17 protein-coding genes are annotated in these 16541 nt (G+C 66.2%); 11 read left to right on the top strand and 6 right to left on the bottom strand.

Going from position 1 to position 16541, the window contains the following annotated elements; all coding sequences use genetic code 11:
- Positions 1-52 precede the first annotated feature (52 nt).
- A complete protein-coding gene (locus LB572_RS05620; RefSeq protein WP_140807515.1) occupies positions 53-472 on the top strand; it encodes a VOC family protein in 420 nt (139 codons plus the stop codon).
- Here the strand turns inward: LB572_RS05620 and LB572_RS05615 are convergent.
- Together LB572_RS05615 and LB572_RS05610 are read right to left on the bottom strand one after the other, a co-directional pair.
- On the bottom strand, positions 462-1064 hold the full coding sequence (locus tag LB572_RS05615) for a DUF922 domain-containing Zn-dependent protease (protein WP_224667022.1): 603 nt from the start codon (positions 1062-1064) through the stop codon (positions 462-464). The genes LB572_RS05620 and LB572_RS05615 overlap by 11 nt on opposite strands.
- A gap of 81 nt (positions 1065-1145) precedes the next feature.
- Entirely contained in the window at positions 1146-2354 is a 1209-nt protein-coding gene (locus LB572_RS05610; protein WP_224667021.1) for an NAD(P)/FAD-dependent oxidoreductase, read from the bottom strand.
- Between the two features lie 122 nt (positions 2355-2476).
- Here LB572_RS05610 and LB572_RS05605 point away from each other — a divergent pair, with 122 nt between their 5' ends.
- The 4 genes from LB572_RS05605 (at position 2477) to LB572_RS05590 (ending at position 5470) form a co-directional block, all read left to right on the top strand.
- Complete coding sequence (locus LB572_RS05605) at positions 2477-3139, top strand: GntR family transcriptional regulator (protein WP_224667020.1); 663 nt, start codon at positions 2477-2479, stop codon at positions 3137-3139.
- Between the two features lie 105 nt (positions 3140-3244).
- Entirely contained in the window at positions 3245-3478 is a 234-nt protein-coding gene (locus tag LB572_RS05600) for a hypothetical protein (RefSeq protein WP_224667019.1), read from the top strand.
- Positions 3479-3549: 71 nt separating this feature from the next.
- A complete protein-coding gene (locus LB572_RS05595) occupies positions 3550-4647 on the top strand; it encodes a flavin-containing monooxygenase (RefSeq protein ID WP_224667018.1) in 1098 nt (365 codons plus the stop codon).
- Positions 4648-4840: 193 nt separating this feature from the next.
- Positions 4841-5470: a glutathione S-transferase family protein gene (locus LB572_RS05590; protein ID WP_224667017.1), complete on the top strand. Its 630-nt coding sequence runs from the start codon at positions 4841-4843 to the stop codon at positions 5468-5470.
- 107 nt (positions 5471-5577) lie between these two features.
- Here the strand turns inward: LB572_RS05590 and LB572_RS05585 are convergent, their stop codons facing one another.
- The 3 genes from LB572_RS05585 to LB572_RS05575 all read right to left on the bottom strand — a co-directional run bounded on the left by LB572_RS05585 (position 5578) and on the right by LB572_RS05575 (position 8903).
- The gene (locus LB572_RS05585) at positions 5578-6579 is read right to left on the bottom strand and encodes an aldo/keto reductase (RefSeq protein ID WP_140807521.1); all 1002 of its coding nucleotides are present in this window, start codon (positions 6577-6579) and stop codon (positions 5578-5580) included.
- 66 nt (positions 6580-6645) lie between these two features.
- Positions 6646-7929, bottom strand: coding sequence for a D-tagatose-bisphosphate aldolase, class II, non-catalytic subunit (locus LB572_RS05580; protein WP_224667016.1), 1284 nt, complete (start codon positions 7927-7929; stop codon positions 6646-6648).
- Positions 7926-8903: a sugar kinase gene (locus LB572_RS05575; protein WP_224667015.1), complete on the bottom strand. Its 978-nt coding sequence runs from the start codon at positions 8901-8903 to the stop codon at positions 7926-7928. Before LB572_RS05575 ends, LB572_RS05580 begins: the two co-directional genes overlap by 4 nt.
- Before the next feature lie 287 nt (positions 8904-9190).
- On the opposite strand from LB572_RS05575, the gene LB572_RS05570 reads away from it, so the two are divergent.
- From LB572_RS05570 to LB572_RS05545, 6 genes are all read left to right on the top strand, one after another.
- Entirely contained in the window at positions 9191-10504 is a 1314-nt protein-coding gene (locus LB572_RS05570; RefSeq protein ID WP_140807523.1) for an ABC transporter substrate-binding protein, read from the top strand.
- Between the two features lie 242 nt (positions 10505-10746).
- Complete coding sequence (locus LB572_RS05565; RefSeq protein ID WP_224667014.1) at positions 10747-11517, top strand: L-iditol 2-dehydrogenase; 771 nt, start codon at positions 10747-10749, stop codon at positions 11515-11517.
- A gap of 131 nt (positions 11518-11648) precedes the next feature.
- The gene (locus LB572_RS05560; protein WP_224667013.1) at positions 11649-12659 is read left to right on the top strand and encodes a zinc-dependent alcohol dehydrogenase family protein; all 1011 of its coding nucleotides are present in this window, start codon (positions 11649-11651) and stop codon (positions 12657-12659) included.
- Between the two features lie 206 nt (positions 12660-12865).
- A complete protein-coding gene (locus LB572_RS05555) occupies positions 12866-13876 on the top strand; it encodes a LacI family DNA-binding transcriptional regulator (RefSeq protein ID WP_224667125.1) in 1011 nt (336 codons plus the stop codon).
- A gap of 102 nt (positions 13877-13978) precedes the next feature.
- Positions 13979-15130 (top strand): hypothetical protein, encoded by a 1152-nt coding sequence (locus tag LB572_RS05550; RefSeq protein ID WP_224667012.1) that lies wholly within the window; start codon positions 13979-13981, stop codon positions 15128-15130.
- Positions 15123-15875 (top strand): ABC transporter ATP-binding protein, encoded by a 753-nt coding sequence (locus LB572_RS05545; protein ID WP_224667011.1) that lies wholly within the window; start codon positions 15123-15125, stop codon positions 15873-15875. Before LB572_RS05550 ends, LB572_RS05545 begins: the two co-directional genes overlap by 8 nt.
- A gap of 64 nt (positions 15876-15939) precedes the next feature.
- Here LB572_RS05545 and LB572_RS05540 read toward each other — a convergent pair whose 3' ends face one another.
- Complete coding sequence (locus LB572_RS05540; RefSeq protein WP_224667010.1) at positions 15940-16437, bottom strand: GNAT family N-acetyltransferase; 498 nt, start codon at positions 16435-16437, stop codon at positions 15940-15942.
- Between the last annotated feature and the right edge of the window lie 104 nt (positions 16438-16541).

The raw sequence follows: 16541 nt of genomic DNA, 5'->3' as shown, positions 1-16541 counted from the left end.
GACTGTGGGCCCTTCTAGATTGAGCCGCAGCATTCAGGAGGAGGCGTCATCCATGGAACTCTATCGCGGCCGGCTCCTCGACCATATCCAGCTGGTGGTGCGCGACCTCAAGGCCAGCCGGCGTTTCTACGGCGCCCTGTTCGAGGTGCTGGGCATCCCGATCGGCGGCGAGGCGCAGGATTATTTCTGGGCCGACGAGTTGTTCGTCTCCAGCGCAGACAGCCGCGCCGCGCTCGGCGTGCTCACCGGCCGCCACCATCTCGCTTTCCAGGCGAAGGACCGCGCCATGGTCGATGCCTTCTATCAGGCCGGGCTGGCCGCCGGCGGCAAGGACAATGGCGCGCCAGGCGAGCGCCGCTACCATCCCGGCTACTATGCCTGCTTCCTGCTCGACCCCGACGGCAACAACATCGAGGCGGTATTCCACGGCGAGGCGAGGCGAAGTGCCCCGGCGGTGGAGATCAGTTTTTAGGCGTGGCCCCCAAAAACGCCGCGATCAGCTTCAGCATGTTGCCGTCTTGCCCGAACTCGACCTTGTCGAAGTCGCGGCTGTCCTGGCGCTGCGCTTTGGAGAGCTTGTCGAGATAGGCCGTCAGCTCGGCCCTGACCTTCTTGCAGCCTGGATCGTTCTCGGCGGTGAGGCCGGTGCTGAAGGCGACGATCTTGTCGACCATGTCGACGATGCCGGCGCCGTGCACCTTCTCATGCGCGATCAGCCCGGCGGCGAAGGTGTCCCAGCGCGCCTGCAAAGCGGGCGCGAGCTTTCCCGCCGGCTTGGGCAGCGTGTAGGTGATGATCAGCTTCGGCCGCGCCGTTTTCAGCACGCAGGCATTGCCCTGCGGCTGGTAATCGCGCTGCCAGGTCAGCTTGAAGAACGTATGCGCGATGACGCGCCGCGCGCTGCCGGTCGTGCCGACTAGCGGGCCTTTCTCGCCGATCGACAAATAGAGCTGCTCCGCGCTTTCGCCCGAGACGGCATAGGTCTCGATTTTTTCGATGGGCTTCCAGTCGGCAAGCGCCGGCGTGGACAGGAGCAGGGCGGCGAGGAGGAGAGCGGGCTTCACGGGGATCCATGGATTGCGGACGAGAAGCGCCGTTCTATCTCCCCCGCAAGGGAGGAGACAAGCCGCCGCGTCGCCTCGTCTTCACCAACCTGCGAATCGCTGCGGCCGCAACCACCCTTGCGGCGGATTGCCGTCGCCCGACAGCACCGCCTCCACCAGCCAGCGCGCGGTGGCAGGCGCCGCGTGCATGCCGATCGAACCCATGCCGCCATGCACATAGAGCCCTTCGACCGCCGTGCGGCCCGCGACCGGCAGCCCGTCCGACAGCATCGGACGGTTGCCGGGATAGGCGTTGATCACCCGGGGCGAGCCGAGGCCAGGCAGCATCCTCAGCGTGCGCGCCGCGATGCGCGACGCCATGTCGGTGTTGCGCACGAGGTCGCGGAAGGCCGGCTGCACCGAGGCGCCGAGCCTGGCGTCGCCGCCGCGCATCGGGTTGAGGCAGATCGCTTCGACAGCCGGCTGGTCGTCGCGCTGCGCGGCGACGTCGGCGAGGCCGGAAAGCTTCATGCGCCGTCCCAGTTCTTTCTGGTCGGGCCATGTCAGTTCCTCGACGATGAAGGGCAGTTCGAAGTCGAGCCGGCCGAGCTGGATCAGCCAGCCGCGGCCGGCGGTGAAGGGGAGCGCCGGCAGCGGCCCGTCACCCACCGTGCGGCGCAAAAGCTCCGGCATCCATAATCCGTTGGCGATGAAGACGAGATCGGCCGGGATGATGCCCTGGTCGGTCAGCACGCCCTCGACCTTGCCGCCCCTCGAGCGGATCTGGGCGACGCGCAGGCCGGTGCGGATCGTGGCGCCGGCCTCGCGCGCGGCATGAGCGAAGGCGTGCGTGGCGCCCATCGGCTCCAGCGTCCAGGCGCGGCCGACATGATAGCCGCCGGCGACGCGGAAGCCGATGCGCTTGTGATCGCGCGCAAGCTCGCCGCCGCCGACCTTGTCCATCGTGACGCCGGCGGCGCGGTAGCGCTCGGCCACGGTTGCGGCCGCCTCGAAGTCCTCCTCGCTTTCAGAGATCAGCAGGTGGCCGATGGGCGCGAACTCGAACGGCACCGACCCATCGGCCAGCTCGGCATAGATGGCGGCGGAGGCGTCGAGCATCTCGACGACTTCCGGCTGCGGTCCGCTGAGCAAGGTGCCGGTGTTGCGGCCCGAGGATTCGGCCGCGACCACGGCCTGCTCAAGCACAAGCGTCTTGACGCCGTGCGACGACAGCTCGCGCGCCAGCGTGCAGCCAGCAATGCCGCCGCCGATGATAAGGGCTTCAACAGGTTTGTGCGTGGCAGTCGGCATGGCTTCTCCTCCTCCGGATCCCTGGTCGGGTTCAATTTGATTGTTGTATACTCGTATACGAAAATACAGTATCCGCACAAGGCGCTTTCTGCTAGGCAGGCGCAATGGCAGGAGGAATCGCGATGCGGAATTTCGCCGAGATGCGCCGGCCGCTGACGGTGGCCGAGCAGGTCGCCGACGTGCTGCGCGAGGCGATCGCCGACGGCAGCCTGGCCGCCGGCACGGCGCTGCGCCAGGACGATCTGGCTGCGCGTTTCGGCTTCAGCCGCATGCCGATCCGAGACGCGCTGCGCCAGCTCGAGGCCGAGGGCATCGTGTCGATCCACCCGACCAAGGGCGCGCATGTCGCGGGCATGGACACGACCGAAATCCGCGAGATCTTCGCGCTGCGCGAGCTGCTGGAGGCCGAGGCGCTGCGACTTTCCTTGCCGGCATTGAGCGACGACAGGCTCGACGAGGCCGAGGACGTGCTGGCCCGCATCGACGCCGAGCCCGATGTCGGCCGCTGGGGCGCGCTGAACCGGGTCTTTCATCTGGCGCTCTACGGCGCCTGCGGCAACCAGCGCCTGCTGTCGCTGATCGAGGCGCATCACAACGCCGCCGACCGCTATGTCCGCATCCTTCTCTCCAACCTCAACTACCGCAGCCGCTCGCAGGCCGAGCATCGCGAGCTCATCGCCGCCTGCCGCAGGCGCGACGTGAAGGAAGCGGTGGCCGTGTTGAAGAAGCATCTCGGCGAAGGGATGGAAACGCTTGCCGCGGCCGGAATGGCGAAGAAGAGCTGAGGAGGGTTGTCTCTCGGAGTGGAACGACGCGTCGCGGCCATCGGAACCCACTCCGCCCGTCAGCCGTTTCCTTGGGCAATCATCCCGACCCATGGGGGAGGACAGATGACCCGCAACGACATCATTTCCGTGCTTGGGCCGGTCGACGAGGCCGTCATCGCCGACATCGCGCTCACCGGCGCCAGCCTCGAGGAACTGCGCGAGGCCTTCGCCTGGATCGGCGCCGATGAGGCGCTGGTCAATGAAGGCCACGCTATGCCCGGCGCCCGCGTGGCAAAACTGATCGAGATCCTCGAACCGCCCGAGGACGAGCCAGAGACGCCGGGCGCGGTGGAGTAGGGGCTTCTCCCTACTTGTCGCCCCTACGCCTCTCGTCATAGCTTCTGCGGCTGGGGCGGGAGGAGAGGCCTTTGGACACCAATGTCGTCATCGTCGGCGCCGGTCCAGCCGGGCTCGCGATTGCCGCTTGCCTCAAACAGGCTAGGCGGGATTTCATCATCCTTGAAAAGGCCGATGAGGTTGCGCCGGCCTGGCGCCGGCATTACCGGCGGCTGCATCTGCACACGGTGAAGTCCCTCTCGTCGCTGCCCTTCGTGCCGTTTCCGAAAAGCCATCCGCGCTATGTGCCGCGCGAGAAGGTGGTCGAATATCTCGATGCCTATGCCGGGCGTTTCGGGCTCGAGCCGCGCTTCGGCGTGACGGTGAAATCCATCCGCCGCGAAGGCGGCCGCCTGCTGGTCCAGACCGATGCCGGGCTCTTCAATGCCCGCAAGGTTGTCGTCGCCACCGGCAACAATGCCCAGCCGGCTATGCCAAGCTTCCCGGGCGTCGAAGCTTTCAGGGGCAAGCTGCTGCACAGCGCCGCCTACACCGAGGCCGAGCCCTATGTCGGCAAAAACGTGCTGGTCGTCGGCATGGGCAACACGGGCGCGGAGATCGCGCTTGATCTCGCCGAAAGCGGCGCCAAACCCACTATCTCGGTGCGCAAAGGCGCCCACATCGTGCCGCGCCAGCTGTTCGGCGTGCCGATCCAGATGGTGGGCATCGCCAGTCGGCCGATGCCGCAGGCGCTGAACGACTGGATGTTCCCGAAAATCCTCGATCTGGCGCTGGGCCGGCTGGAGAGATACGGCATCGTTCGGCCGAAACAGGGCATCCTGCAAGGGATCGAAGCCGGCCGCATTCCGGTGATCGACGTCGGCACGGTGGCGGCGATCAAGCAGGGAAGGATCGGCATCGCCCCGGACATTGCGCGCTTCACCGAGGATGGCGTGGAATTCGCCGATGGGGTGGAGAAAAAATTCGACGCGGCGATTTTCGCCACCGGATACCGCCCGGCCTATGACGGCTTCCTGCCGACGGAGCTCAGGCCACACAAGAGCGGCGTGAATGCGCGGGCGAGCGAGCTCGGCGTCTATCTCGTCGGTTTCTACAACCCGGTCACCGGCCTGCTGCGCGAGATCGGCATCGAGGCGCAGGCGGTGGCGAAGGATATTGCCAGGCGGTGAGGGTATGGAAACGCTGGCGATTGGCGAAAGCCGGCGTGACAGCTAATCTCCCACCTTGAGGGGGAGATATCCGGCAGGACAGAGGGGGGCGCCTCGCGCTGACGCCGGGTATTCAGGGTTGCGATGCTTGAATCGGGTGGTGCCTCAACATCGCCCATGCGAAGTCACGCCATCACCCCAGGGGACCCACCTCATGCTCACGCTCTACGATTATCTCCCGTCGCAAAATGCCTGGAAAATTCGTGTCCTGCTCGGGCTTCTCGGCATCGCCTACGAAACCCGCATGGTATCGATCTTCGAGGGCGAGAGCCGCACGGAGGCTTTCCTGACGCTCAACCCGGCGGGCGCCGTTCCGGTGCTTGCCGTGGAGAATGGCCAGGCGATCGCCGAGTCCAACGCGATCCTCGTTTTGGTTGCGGAGGGAACGCCCTATCTGCCGGTAGACCGGCTTGCTCGCGCCAAGGCGATGCAGTGGCTGTTCTTCGAGCAGTATTATGTCGAGCCCGTCATCGGCTCGCTGCGTTTCTGGACGCTGACCGGCCGACTGGAGCGCAACCAGGCGCTGGTTGCCGGCAAGCGCGAGGCGGGCGTGCGGGCACTCGGTGCGCTGGAGCGCAGCCTGCGGGAGACGCCGTTCCTGGTCGGCGACACGCTGACCATCGCCGACATCGCCGTCTTTGCCTACGGCCACCGCGCCGAGGATTGCGACTTTGACCTCGCCGATTACCCGGCGGTCAGTGCCTGGGTGGAGAGGGTCGGCGAGGCGATCGGCCCGGGCTATCCGGTGTATCCCTACAGCATCGATCCCCATTCGGGCGGGTGAGGGCGGTTGTCAACTGTGGAAGCTGAGTTCCGTCACCCCCTCTCTGCCCGGCAGGGCAGAGAGGGGGGCCTCGCGCCGACGTTCAATGGTCCCGACGACCTCGATCACTACCGATCCACCAGCGACATCGTCCGCTCGTTATACCTCGGCCCCGACACCTTGTCGGGCGTCAGCGCCATGTCGAGCCCCAGCATCTCGGTCGCATCCAGCGCGATGTCGGCTGCCGCGACATTTTCCTCCAGATAGCTCCGCCGCTTGGTGCCGGGGATCGGCACGATGTCGATGCCGAAGTCGGGTTCCTTGGCGAGCAGCCAGGCGATCGCGATCTGGCCGGGCTTGACGCCCTTGGCATCGGCGATGTCACGCACCGTGCTTGCCGCGGCGACGTTCAGGTCGAAATTCTCGCCCTGGTAGCGCGGGTCGCCACGGCGGAAATCGCCCTCGGGATAGTCTTCGGCGCGCCTGACGTCGCCGGCGAGGAAGCCGCGGCCGAGCGGGGCGAACGGCACCAGCCCGATGCCCAGCTCCTTCAGCGCCGGGATGATCTCCGGCTCGAGGTTGCGCTCCCACAGCGAATATTCGCTCTGCAGCGCCGAGACCGGATGGACGGCATGGGCGCGGCGGATGTTGGCAATGCCGGCTTCCGACAGGCCGAAGAAGCGCACCTTGCCCTCGGTCACCAATTCGCCGACCGCGCCCGCGACGTCTTCCATCGGGACGGCGGGGTCGACGCGGTGCTGGTAGAAGAGGTCGATGCGGTCTGTGCCGAGCCGCCGGAGCGAAGCCTCGACCACCTCGCGGATGTGTTCGGGCCGGCTGTCGGTGCCGGACTGCTTGCCGTCGACGATGCGGAAGCCGAATTTCGTCGCGATCGTCACCTGATCGCGCCGGCCTTTCAGCGCGCGCCCAAGCAGCTCTTCATTGACGAAGGGCCCGTAGACCTCGGCCGTGTCGAGAAAGGTGCAGCCGAGCTCGATCGCCCGGTGGATCGTCGCGATCGACTCCGCCTCGTCGGCCGGCCCATAGGCCTGGCTCATTCCCATGCAGCCGAGGCCGATGGCCGAGACTTCGAGCCCTTGGCTGCCGAGTTTCTGTTTGCCGAGGCTCATGCATTTCTCTCCAGCCGAATTTGCGATCCGGCTAAATTATAGGGCTGGGAGAGCAAGCGTCCAGCGTCAGGCCTGGCGGCAGGCGGCGTCGTAGTCGGCAAGCACCAGGTCGACGGCCGCGAGCAGGATCGCCTCGGGATTGCCGGCCGCGCCGAGTTCCGTTGGCAGCGTCGGCAGGAACTGCCGCATCAGCGTCTCGGGAATGGCGACGCCGCTCAGCGCTTCGCACAGGCGTGCGACGGCGACGCTTGCCGCGGGGTTGCTCCAATAATAGCGGATGCGATCGCTGTAGCTGTAATGCCTTTGCAGATAGAGGCGCTTGTCGTTGCCGTGGTAGTGGCTGCGCCAGTGGCCGGGCGCCGAAAGCATCAGCGTTTCCATCGCCTTGGCAAGCGAGCGCTCGCCATAGCCGGAGACCATTTCGGAGGCCACGAGATCCAGTCCGTAAAGCGCCTCGCGCAGCGCGAAGGTCAGGCCCGGCCCCACTTTAAGGATCGGAAAGCCGTTGGCGACCAGCGCCGTCAGCGCCGCGCGGCTCTGATAGTCGGTCGAATGCGCCTCGTAGACGAAAGCGGTTTCCTGGCCGAGCAGGGCGGTCAGTGGAGCGGATGCCTCCGGCCTGTAGGCGACCACGTTCTCGCTGCCGAACTCAACGCCAGGCTGCACGACCACGGCGATGACGCGGCCGAACGCTTCCTCCAGACCCTCGCGGGCAAAAATCTCGCGATGGATGTCGATGGTACGACGCGCCGCCCCGGCCTCTGTCGGTTTCAGGTCGCTGATGGCATGGTCGGCGCCGCCGGGCACCGGCACCTCGGTGCCGATGATGTAGAGCGGCATGGCGCCGCCGCGCGACCGCGCCGCTTTTTCCGCCGCCTTGGCCAGCCGCGCGGCGCGAGTGGCGATGGTCTCGTCGTCGAGCGCCGCCGGTTCGCCGACGCAGCCCATCGAGGCATCGAGATGGATCTTGCTGAAGCCCGCCCAGACATAGGCCGTAACCATCGCCTCGGCCTTGGCCATCGCCTGCGCGGCCGGCTCTGCCTTCCACGGGTTCGGCCCCAGATGATCGCCGCCGAAGATGATGCGCGAGGCGGGGAGTTCTTCGCGGCTCGCGATCTCTTGCACGAAGGCGACGAACAGATCCGGCGTCATGCCGGTATAGCCGCCGAACTGGTTGACCTGATTGCAGGTCGCCTCGATCAGAAGCAACGCGCTCTTGTCGGCCACGGCGCGCCGGATCGCCGCCTGGATCACCAGCGGATGAGCCGAGCAGACCGAGGTGATGCCGTAGGGCTTGCCGTTGCGGCGGGCGGTGGCGAGGCCTTGAAGCGGATTGGTCGTCATCGTCATTTGGCCCGGTCCGTGCCGGCAATGAACCGGTCGAGCGCGTCGAAGCCGGCGAGCCCCTCCATCGGTCCGAGCCGCGTCACGTTGAGCGCGCCGGCGGCATTGGCGTAGAGCAGCGCCTTGCCGGGCTCGATGCCCTTGCGCCGGCAGGTGAGATAGGTCGCGCCGAAACAGTCGCCGGCGCCGGTCGGGTCGACTTCCTCGACCACGAAGCCGGGACAGTCGGTGCGGCTGCCGTCGGCGCCGAAGCGGGTCGAGCCGGCAGCCCCCCGCTTCAACACGATCTCGCCGACGCCGCGCGCAATCAACGCCGCCACCGCCTGCCGCTCGTCCTCGACGCCGGCCGCAGCGAGCAACTCGTCACCGGAGGGCAAGAGCAGGTCGGCGTCGTCGACCAGCACGGAAAAATGCGCGCCGTCGGCGTCGTCGATCAGTTCCTTGCGCACATTCGGGTCGAACGAGGTCGAGCCGCCGCGGGCGCGCACGGCGTTTACGGCATAGGCGACGATCTCCTTCAGCCCGGCGATCGAGAGCGCGGAGCCCATGACATGCAGATGGCCGGCGCCGTCGGCCAGCCGCCGTGCTTCGGCCGTCAGGCTGATGCGGCCGGCGGCGGATTCGGCGATGTTGTAGACGAAGTCGCGGCCGCCATCGGGCCTGTAGCGCACGAAGGCGCTGCCCGTCGGGTAGCGGTCGCTGACCGAAACGGCCGAGACGTCGACGCCGTCGTGGCGCAGCCGCTCCAGGTTGATGGCGCCGAAATCGTCGCGGCCGACGCAGGCGATGATGCCGGCGCCCCCGCCGAGCTTCGCCACCTGGTCGATGAAGATGGCCGGCGCGCCGCTGGGGTAGGGGCCGGTCAGCGCCAGCGGTTCGAGGAAGCCCTGGCCACGCTCGCTCGCCATGATCTCGACCAGGATCTCGCCGGCGACGATCGTCGGCCCGGTCGCTTCGGCGGCAATCTCCCCTCGGCTCATTGATGCAATTCCTTCTCCCCAGCCGGACCGGCGCGAGCGGTTCACGATAGCGCCGGACTTCGATCGAGGTAAATCGTGGCGACGGCGATGTCAACAAAAACTATACGCATGTTCACTTTTGTCGAGCCCGGAGTGCATTTCCGGTTTGGTCGCGAAATCCTGTCACGGCGAAGAGTGCGGCAGGGGTTGCATCTGCGGGGCTTGACTAAGTGTTCCGATAGCGCAATAGAATATACACGCATGTTCAGTTTTTCATGCGCATTCGTAAAGGAGGAGACGGAATGCCAATGCGTAGGCTTATGGGAATTCTCGCCGCGGCCACTGCCGCCTCGGCGCTGATGGCAGGCGTTGCCCTGTCGGAGGAAATCACGGTCGCCACGGTCAACAATGGCGACATGATCATCATGCAGAAACTGGCGCCGGAGTGGGAAAAGGCGACCGGCAACAAGGTCAACTGGGTGGTGCTGGAAGAGAACGTGCTGCGCGAGCGTGTCACCACCGACATCGCCACCAAGGGCGGCCAGTTCGACGTGATGACGATTGGCGGCTACGAGACGCCGATCTGGGGCAAGGCCGGCTGGCTGACGCCGCTCAACGATCTCGGCGCCGACTACGACTATGACGACCTGATCGCGCCGGTGCGCTCAGGCCTGACCGTCGACGGCAACCTCTATGCCGTGCCGTTCTATGCCGAGAGCTCTTTCACGCTCTACCGAAAGGACCTGTTCGATGCCGCCGGCCTGAAAATGCCGGAGCAGCCGACCTACGACCAGATCACCGAATTCGCCGACAAGCTCACCGACAAGTCTAAGGAACAGTACGGCCTATGCCTGCGCGGCAAGCCGGGCTGGGGCGAGAACATGGCCTTCGTCGGCACGCTGGTGAACACCTTCGGCGGCCGCTGGTTCGACATGGACTGGAAGCCGCAGTTGAATTCCGATGCGTGGAAGAAGGCGATCGGCTGGTATGTCGACACCATGAAGAAGGACGGCCCTCCCGGCATCAGCTCCAACGGCTTCAACGAGAACCAGACGCTGTTTGCGTCGGGCCATTGCGCGATGTGGATCGACGCGACGTCGGCCGCCGGACGCGTCTATGACCCGAAGCAGAGCAAGGTCGCCGACAAGGTCGCCTTCGCCAAGGCCCCGGTCGCGGTTACGCCCAACGGGTCGGCCTGGGGCTGGGCCTGGAGCCTGGCTATCCCGACCTCGACCAAGAAGGCGGACACGGCGAAATCCTTCGTCAAATGGGCGACCTCGAAAGCCTATGTCCAGCGCGTCGGCGAGACCGAAGGCTGGGTCGCGGCGCCGCCTGGAACGCGCAAGTCCACCTATGCCAGCGCGGATTACCAGAAGGCGGCGCCCTTTGCCGCGACCGTGCTTGCCGCGATCGAATCCGCCGATCCGACCAAGCAGACCAAGGACCCGGTGCCCTATACCGGCATCCAGTTCGTCGCCATCCCAGAGTTCCAGGGCATCGGCACGCAGGTCGGCCAGGCGATCGCGGCGGCCGTCACCGGCGAGCAGTCGGTGGATGACGCGCTGAACGGAGTCCAGGCTTCCGTCGAGAAGACGATGGAGGAGGCGGGCTACATCAAATAGACAGGCCCGCTCAGGCCGGGAAGCGGAACGTGCGCCGCCTCCCGGCCATCCGGCCCGCCGCGGAACTCCCCTGCGGCCGGCCGGAGGATGCGCGGATCCGCCTGGCAATTCGAGAAAAGCGCATGGCGTTTCTTCTTTCGATTGCTTGAGCAAAGGTGGGTCCGTGCGTTCCTCGTGAGCGGACCAGACAACGCCCTCGCGCCCGACACAATTTTCGAAACGCGGAAGAATTGGAAACTGCAATGAAGCTGAAGGACAAAATCGCCTTGATCACCGGCGGCGCGCGCGGCATCGGCCTCGGTTTCGCGCAGGCCTTTGCACGCGAAGGCGCGAAAGTGGTGATCGCCGATATCGACATCGAACGCGCGACGCGGGCGGCCGGGGAAATCGGTCCGGCGGCAAGCGCCAGGAAGCTCGACGTTACCGACCTTGCCGCGATCGAGAGCGTCGTCGCCGAAATCGACCGCGAGTTCGGCGGTATCGATATCCTGGTCAACAATGCGGCCATCTTCGATATGGCGCCGATCACCGACATTACCGAACAGAGCTACGAGCGCGTCTTCGGCATCAATCTCAAAGGCCCGCTTTTCGTGATGAAGGCGGTGGCCAACGTGATGATCGCGCGCGGTCGTGGCGGCAAGATCATCAACATGGCGAGCCAGGCCGGCCGCCGCGGCGAGGCGCTGGTGACGCTCTACTGCGCCTCCAAGGCGGCGATCATCTCGGCGACGCAGTCGGCCGCGCTCGCGCTGGTCAAGCACGGCATCAACGTCAATGCGATCGCGCCCGGCGTCGTCGATGGCGAGCACTGGGAAGTCGTCGATGCTCATTTCGCCAAATGGGAGGGCCTGAAGCCCGGCGAGAAGAAAGCAGCGGTGGCGAAATCGGTGCCGATCGGCCGTTTCGCGCGGCCTGAGGACATTGCCGGGCTGGCCGTGTTCCTCGCCTCGTCCGACAGCGACTACATCCTGGCCCAGACCTACAATGTCGACGGCGGCAACTGGATGAGCTGAGGCACCGGAGCATTCCAGGAAAAGTGTGAAGCGGTTTCCCGTCGGGAATTGCGTCGAAACAAAACGAAGCAATTCCAGGAAAAGTGTGAAGCGGTTTTCCGTCCGGAATTGCGTCGAAACAGGAGACGACAATGAAGGCCATCCGATTTGCCGCGGCCGGCGATGCCGGCATGGCGGAGCTCGACATGCCCGCGATCAGGCCTGGCCATGCTTTGCTGCGGGTGCGCGCGGCGGGGCTCTGCCACACCGATATCGACGTGCTGCACGGCCGCTACGGTTCGGGCGCGTTTCCGCTGGTGCCCGGTCATGAATATGCCGGCACGGTCGAGGCTGTCGCCGAGGACGTCACGGCGGTGAAGCCGGGCGATCGCGTCGCCGTCGATCCCAACATCCCCTGCGGCCACTGCCCGGCCTGCCGCAAAGGCCTCACCAACCTTTGCGCCACGCTGAAGGCCTATGGCGTAACCGAAAATGGCGGCTTCGCCGAATACAGCCTCGTCGCCGTCGATCATCTCCATGCCATCGGCGATCTCGCTTTCGAAACGGCGGCGCTCGCCGAGCCGCTCGCCTGTGTGCTGAACGGTCTTGGCGCGGCCGGGGTAGGGGCCGGCGGTCACGTGCCCGGCAACGCGCTCGTCTTCGGCGCCGGGCCGATCGGGCTGCTGATGGCCTTGTCGCTCAAGGCGAGCGGCGTCGCCAAAGTCGCGGTGGTCGATATCAGCGAGCCGCGTCTCGGCTTCGCCGCCTCGCTCGGGCTGGAGCCGCTGGTGTCGGGATCGCAGGACGTCGCGGCGCGGGCGAAAAGTTTCGACTTCGTCGCCGACGCCACCGGCATCGCCGAGGTGGTCGAAGGCATGGTCGGTCTCACCGCCGATGGCGGTACCGCTCTTGTCTTCGGCGTCTGCGCGCCCGACGCCAGGATCGCGGTCGCCCCGTTCGAGATCTTCCGCCGCCAGATCAGGCTCGCCGGTTCGCATTCGCTGAACCGCAACATCCCGCAGGCGCTGGAGATATTGAGCCGCGACGACGGCACAATGGCGAGGCTGGTCAGCCATCGGCTGCCGCTGGGCGAGGTGCTGCCTTTCTTCGCCAAGGGCGGCAATCCGGCGACGATGAAGGTCCAGTTCTCGGCCGAGGCTTGACTAGGGCAATTCCAGGAAAAGTGTGAGCGGTTTTCCGTCCGGAATTGCGTAAAAACAAGGAGATAGGGCGTTTCGCCGTTTCCGTGAAACGGTGAAATGCACTAGGAGAGCGCGATTGCCCGCCTTTGCGTTGCGAGATGACTCAAGTAGACAGTCGTGAGGGCGCTACCGACAGGGGCAGAAGGATGGCAAAGACGATCAGGACGATGGAGGATTTTTCCGCCTTTGTCGGCCTGTCCCGGACCACGGTCTCGAAATACTTCAACGATCCCGCTTCGGTGCGGCAGAACACGCGCAGCGCCATCGAGGCGGCGCTGAAGAAGTCGGACTTCCGCCCCAGCATGTTCGCGGTCAACCTGAACCGCCGCCGCTCCAACATCCTCGGCGTCATCATCCCCAATTCGACCGACCCGTTCTACATGGCGCTGACGCGCCGGATCGAGACGATCGCCAACGAGGCCGGCTTCCTCGCCTTCGTGCTCTCATCCGACGGCCGCGCCGAGATGGAGGACCAGGTGATCCAGACGTTCCGGTCGATGAACATCGCCGGCGCCATCATCGCGCCGCTCGGCGTGCGCTCGCACCATCGCGTGCTGGCCGAGCTCGGCGCCTCGATCCCGTTGATCTATGTCGACTCGCCGCTCGACGAGACCTCGTCCTTCGTCGGCACCGACAACCGGCAGAGCTTCCGGCTGATCGTCGACTATCTCTGCCGTTCCGGCGAGCCGCCCTGCTACTTCGCCATGCCGCTGGTCAACAACAACGCCTCCGCCCGGCAGGAGGCCTATGTCGAGGCCATGCGTGGGTTCAAGATGACGTCCTCGATCGTGGCGGTCGAGGATGCGGGTTCCTGGGATTTCGAGAAATTCGGCCATGACGAGGCGCTGCGCATCCTGAAAGGGCAGGGCTTCCCCACAAGGACCGTGCTTTGCGCCAACGACCGCATCGCCTTCGGCGTCATCAGCGCCGCCTATGAGCTCGGCCTGAAGGTGGGGCACGGCGCCGATTGCGACCTGCGCGTCGCTGGCCATGACGACCATCCCTTGTCGCGCTATGCCTGCCCGCCGATCACGACGGTGGCGCAGAACTACAACGAGATCGGCCGCCTGGCGATCGAGCTCCTGCTGCGGCGGCTGGACGAGAATGCGCCGGCCGCCAAGCGCGACAACGCGCGCGTCCTGCTCAACGCCGAACTGATGCTGCGCCGCTCGGCTTGAGGGGTGAGATCGGCCGTACGCCCGCGCGGCTCTCCATCAATCGCCCTATTGGCGGCGCAATCCTGGCTTTGCTTGGCGAGCGAGGAATGGAATCGCGGTTCTATGCGGCACGACAGGCTTGTCCTGATATTGCTATGGCGCGAGCTGGTCGCCGGCCTGCGCGCGATGCGGCGTCGCGATCTCGCCTGGATTGCGCTCGGCGGCGGTGGGCTTCTGGCCTATGCGGTCGCCGATATCGTCGTCGCCTTGCGTGCCGCGACGCCGAAACTGCTGCACGACCAGCTTCTGTGGATGCTCGGATTGCCAATCATTTTCGCCGTGCTGGGATGTCTGGCCGGCAATTCAATGTCGCGGCTTTGCCTTTCTCGCGCCTTTGCGCCCTTCCTCAAGGCGCTGCCGCTCGTTTCCGCGGAGCGCCGTCGCATGGCGGGGGTGGGAGCCTTCGCGCTTGGCTTCCCACTCATGCTGATGATCGCCATGTCGGTCGGCTTCGCCTGCGCGGTCATCGAAAAACCGTTGGCGCCGGTCTGGGGCCTGGGTGCGGCAATCCTGTTTGCCTTGGGCTTCGGCACGACGACTCTTTGGCGCCTGCAACGGCCACGCTTTCTCCTCGATGAGGCGGCAAGCGAGGCGGCGCCGGTCGGAAAGCCCTGGCTGCGCCGCCTCGACCGGGCGCGTCCAAGCTGGCTTTCCAGCTGGGCCTGGAGGCTGCCGGCCGGTCATGTACGGCCGTCATGGAAGCTGGCCGGCGCCGGCCTGCTGCTTGCGCTTGGCGCCGTCCTTGGCGGATGGGCCAGCCTGGCGGGCCGCACGGCCGCCCCGGCGGCGGTCGCGGGTCTCGCCGGCGGCATCCTCGTTTTCATGCTCAGCCTGCGCTGCCAGCCGCTCGGCTCGCCGGTGCTGCGCACGGCGCCCATCGGCTTCACCCGCGTCTGGCTGCGGCTGGTGCGATTGCCGCTGCAATTGTCGCTCGCCTTCTTCCTGCTGCCGGCGGGCGCGGCACTTGCGGCCGAGCCGTCGGCGTGGGCCGTGCCGATGGCGGGCGGGCTCTGGCTGCTGGTGCTGAATGCCGCCTATGCGGTGTTCGGCGCCTATTTCCTCAACGCACCCTTCGTCGCCACGCTGAGCTTCACCGGCGCGCTCGCCTATGCCGGCTACGAGACGCTGGAATATGGCCGCACCGTGCTGATCGGTCTGGCCGCGCTGGTGTTCTTCTTGTGGCACCGAACCCGACAGAGGTATCGCAATGGATGAAGTCCTCGCCGCCAGGGAACTCAGCGCCGGCTATCGCGGACGCATTGCCGTTCGCGGCATCGATCTTTCGCTTCGCCGGGGCGATATTCTCGGGCTGCTCGGCGCCAATGGCTCGGGCAAGTCGACGCTCATCAGGGCGGTCACCGGCCAGATTCCGTTGATCGGCGGCACCGTGACGATCGACGGCATAGACCTCGCCGCCGCGCCGGAACGCGCCAAGGCCGGCTTCGGCCTCGCCATCGAGCCGCACGAACTGCCGGCGCCGCTTTCGGGACGTCAGTATATCGAGCTCGTCGCCTCGATCCGTGGCTGCGCGCCAAGCGACTTGCCAAGCGGCGACCTGCCGAGCGGCGACCTCCTGGAGCGGCTCGGGCTCGGGCGCCGGATCGACCGCCGGATCGCCGAATATTCGCTTGGCACGCGCGCCAAGGCCGCCATCGTCGCAGCGCTTCTCGGTCGGCCGCCGCTTCTGATCTTCGACGAGACGCTGAACGGCCTCGACCCGGTCGCCGCCTGGGAGGTCAAGCGTGTCATCGCCGCGCTTTGCGCGAGCGGCCGTCACGCCGTGATCGTCTCGACCCATGTGGTGGAGGCGGTGCCGGCGCTGTGCAACCGCGCGGTGCTGATGGCCGATGGAAGCCTCAGCCGGAGCTGGGATGCGGCCCAGCTGGCCGAGGCAGGAAGAGTGCCAGGCGCTTTCGAGGAAAGCGTCATGCAGGCGCTGCGCATGCGGGCCGCTGCCTGATCTAGAGCAATTCCAGGAAAAGTGTGAGCGGTTTTCCGCCTGGAATTGCGGCAAAAACAAAGCTCTAAGCCCGCGGCAGCATGTGGCGCATGATCAGCGAGGCATGTCCCCCGACGCCATGCGCGGCCTCGCGGCGTTCGACCACCTCGAAGCCGTGCTTGCGGTAGAAGGCGATGGCGCGGTCATTGCCTTCGATCACCTCCAGCGCGATGCTCGGGATGCCGGCATGCGCGGCGAGCACCGCGTGCAAAAGGTCGACCGCGAGGCCGCTGCCGAACGCCTGCGGCTCGATGTGGAGCCGCTCCAGCATCACGTCGCCTTTCTTGTCCATCGCCGCCATGGCGTAGCCGGCGATCGAGCCGTCGGCGCGTTCGGCGACGAAGGACATGATGTCCTCGTCCTCGAGGTCTGCGGCGAGCCTGTCCGGCGCATGCTTCTCGTCGGAGAGCCGGGCAACGGTTTCGTCGCCCATGATCGGCGCATAGGTCCGCCGCCAGGATTGGCCGAGCAGCCGCGAGACATCGGTGAGGTCGTTGCGCGTCATCGCCCGGATATGCGTCATCTTCGTCATCCCTGTTGGAGTCTGAAGATAGGGCGAAGCGACCGATACAGCCAATCGCCGCATGCGAAGGCTCGGGTGCCTCGCCCCGGCCAGAGGCGGGGAAG

The organism is Mesorhizobium sp. BH1-1-5, from assembly GCF_020165615.1.
Taxonomy (GTDB): Bacteria; Pseudomonadota; Alphaproteobacteria; order Rhizobiales; family Rhizobiaceae; genus Mesorhizobium.
The sequence above is the reverse complement of the archived record's forward strand: the minus strand, read 5'-3'. Positions and strand labels throughout refer to the sequence as shown.

Excerpts from the sequence above, each read along its gene's own strand:
- LB572_RS05620 (WP_140807515.1), top strand. The coding sequence starts at position 53 with ATGGAACTCTATCGCGGCCGGCTCCTCGACCATATCCAGCTGGTGGTG.
- LB572_RS05610 (WP_224667021.1), bottom strand. The coding sequence starts at position 2,354 with ATGCCGACTGCCACGCACAAACCTGTTGAAGCCCTTATCATCGGCGGC.
- LB572_RS05605 (WP_224667020.1), top strand. The coding sequence starts at position 2,477 with ATGCGGAATTTCGCCGAGATGCGCCGGCCGCTGACGGTGGCCGAGCAG.
- LB572_RS05600 (WP_224667019.1), top strand. The coding sequence starts at position 3,245 with ATGACCCGCAACGACATCATTTCCGTGCTTGGGCCGGTCGACGAGGCC.
- LB572_RS05590 (WP_224667017.1), top strand. The coding sequence starts at position 4,841 with ATGCTCACGCTCTACGATTATCTCCCGTCGCAAAATGCCTGGAAAATT.
- LB572_RS05585 (WP_140807521.1), bottom strand. The coding sequence starts at position 6,579 with ATGAGCCTCGGCAAACAGAAACTCGGCAGCCAAGGGCTCGAAGTCTCG.
- LB572_RS05580 (WP_224667016.1), bottom strand. The coding sequence starts at position 7,929 with ATGACGATGACGACCAATCCGCTTCAAGGCCTCGCCACCGCCCGCCGC.
- LB572_RS05575 (WP_224667015.1), bottom strand. The coding sequence starts at position 8,903 with ATGAGCCGAGGGGAGATTGCCGCCGAAGCGACCGGGCCGACGATCGTC.
- LB572_RS05570 (WP_140807523.1), top strand. The coding sequence starts at position 9,191 with ATGCGTAGGCTTATGGGAATTCTCGCCGCGGCCACTGCCGCCTCGGCG.
- LB572_RS05565 (WP_224667014.1), top strand. The coding sequence starts at position 10,747 with ATGAAGCTGAAGGACAAAATCGCCTTGATCACCGGCGGCGCGCGCGGC.
- LB572_RS05560 (WP_224667013.1), top strand. The coding sequence starts at position 11,649 with ATGAAGGCCATCCGATTTGCCGCGGCCGGCGATGCCGGCATGGCGGAG.
- LB572_RS05555 (WP_224667125.1), top strand. The coding sequence starts at position 12,866 with ATGGAGGATTTTTCCGCCTTTGTCGGCCTGTCCCGGACCACGGTCTCG.
- LB572_RS05550 (WP_224667012.1), top strand. The coding sequence starts at position 13,979 with ATGCGGCACGACAGGCTTGTCCTGATATTGCTATGGCGCGAGCTGGTC.
- LB572_RS05545 (WP_224667011.1), top strand. The coding sequence starts at position 15,123 with ATGGATGAAGTCCTCGCCGCCAGGGAACTCAGCGCCGGCTATCGCGGA.
- LB572_RS05540 (WP_224667010.1), bottom strand. The coding sequence starts at position 16,437 with ATGACGCATATCCGGGCGATGACGCGCAACGACCTCACCGATGTCTCG.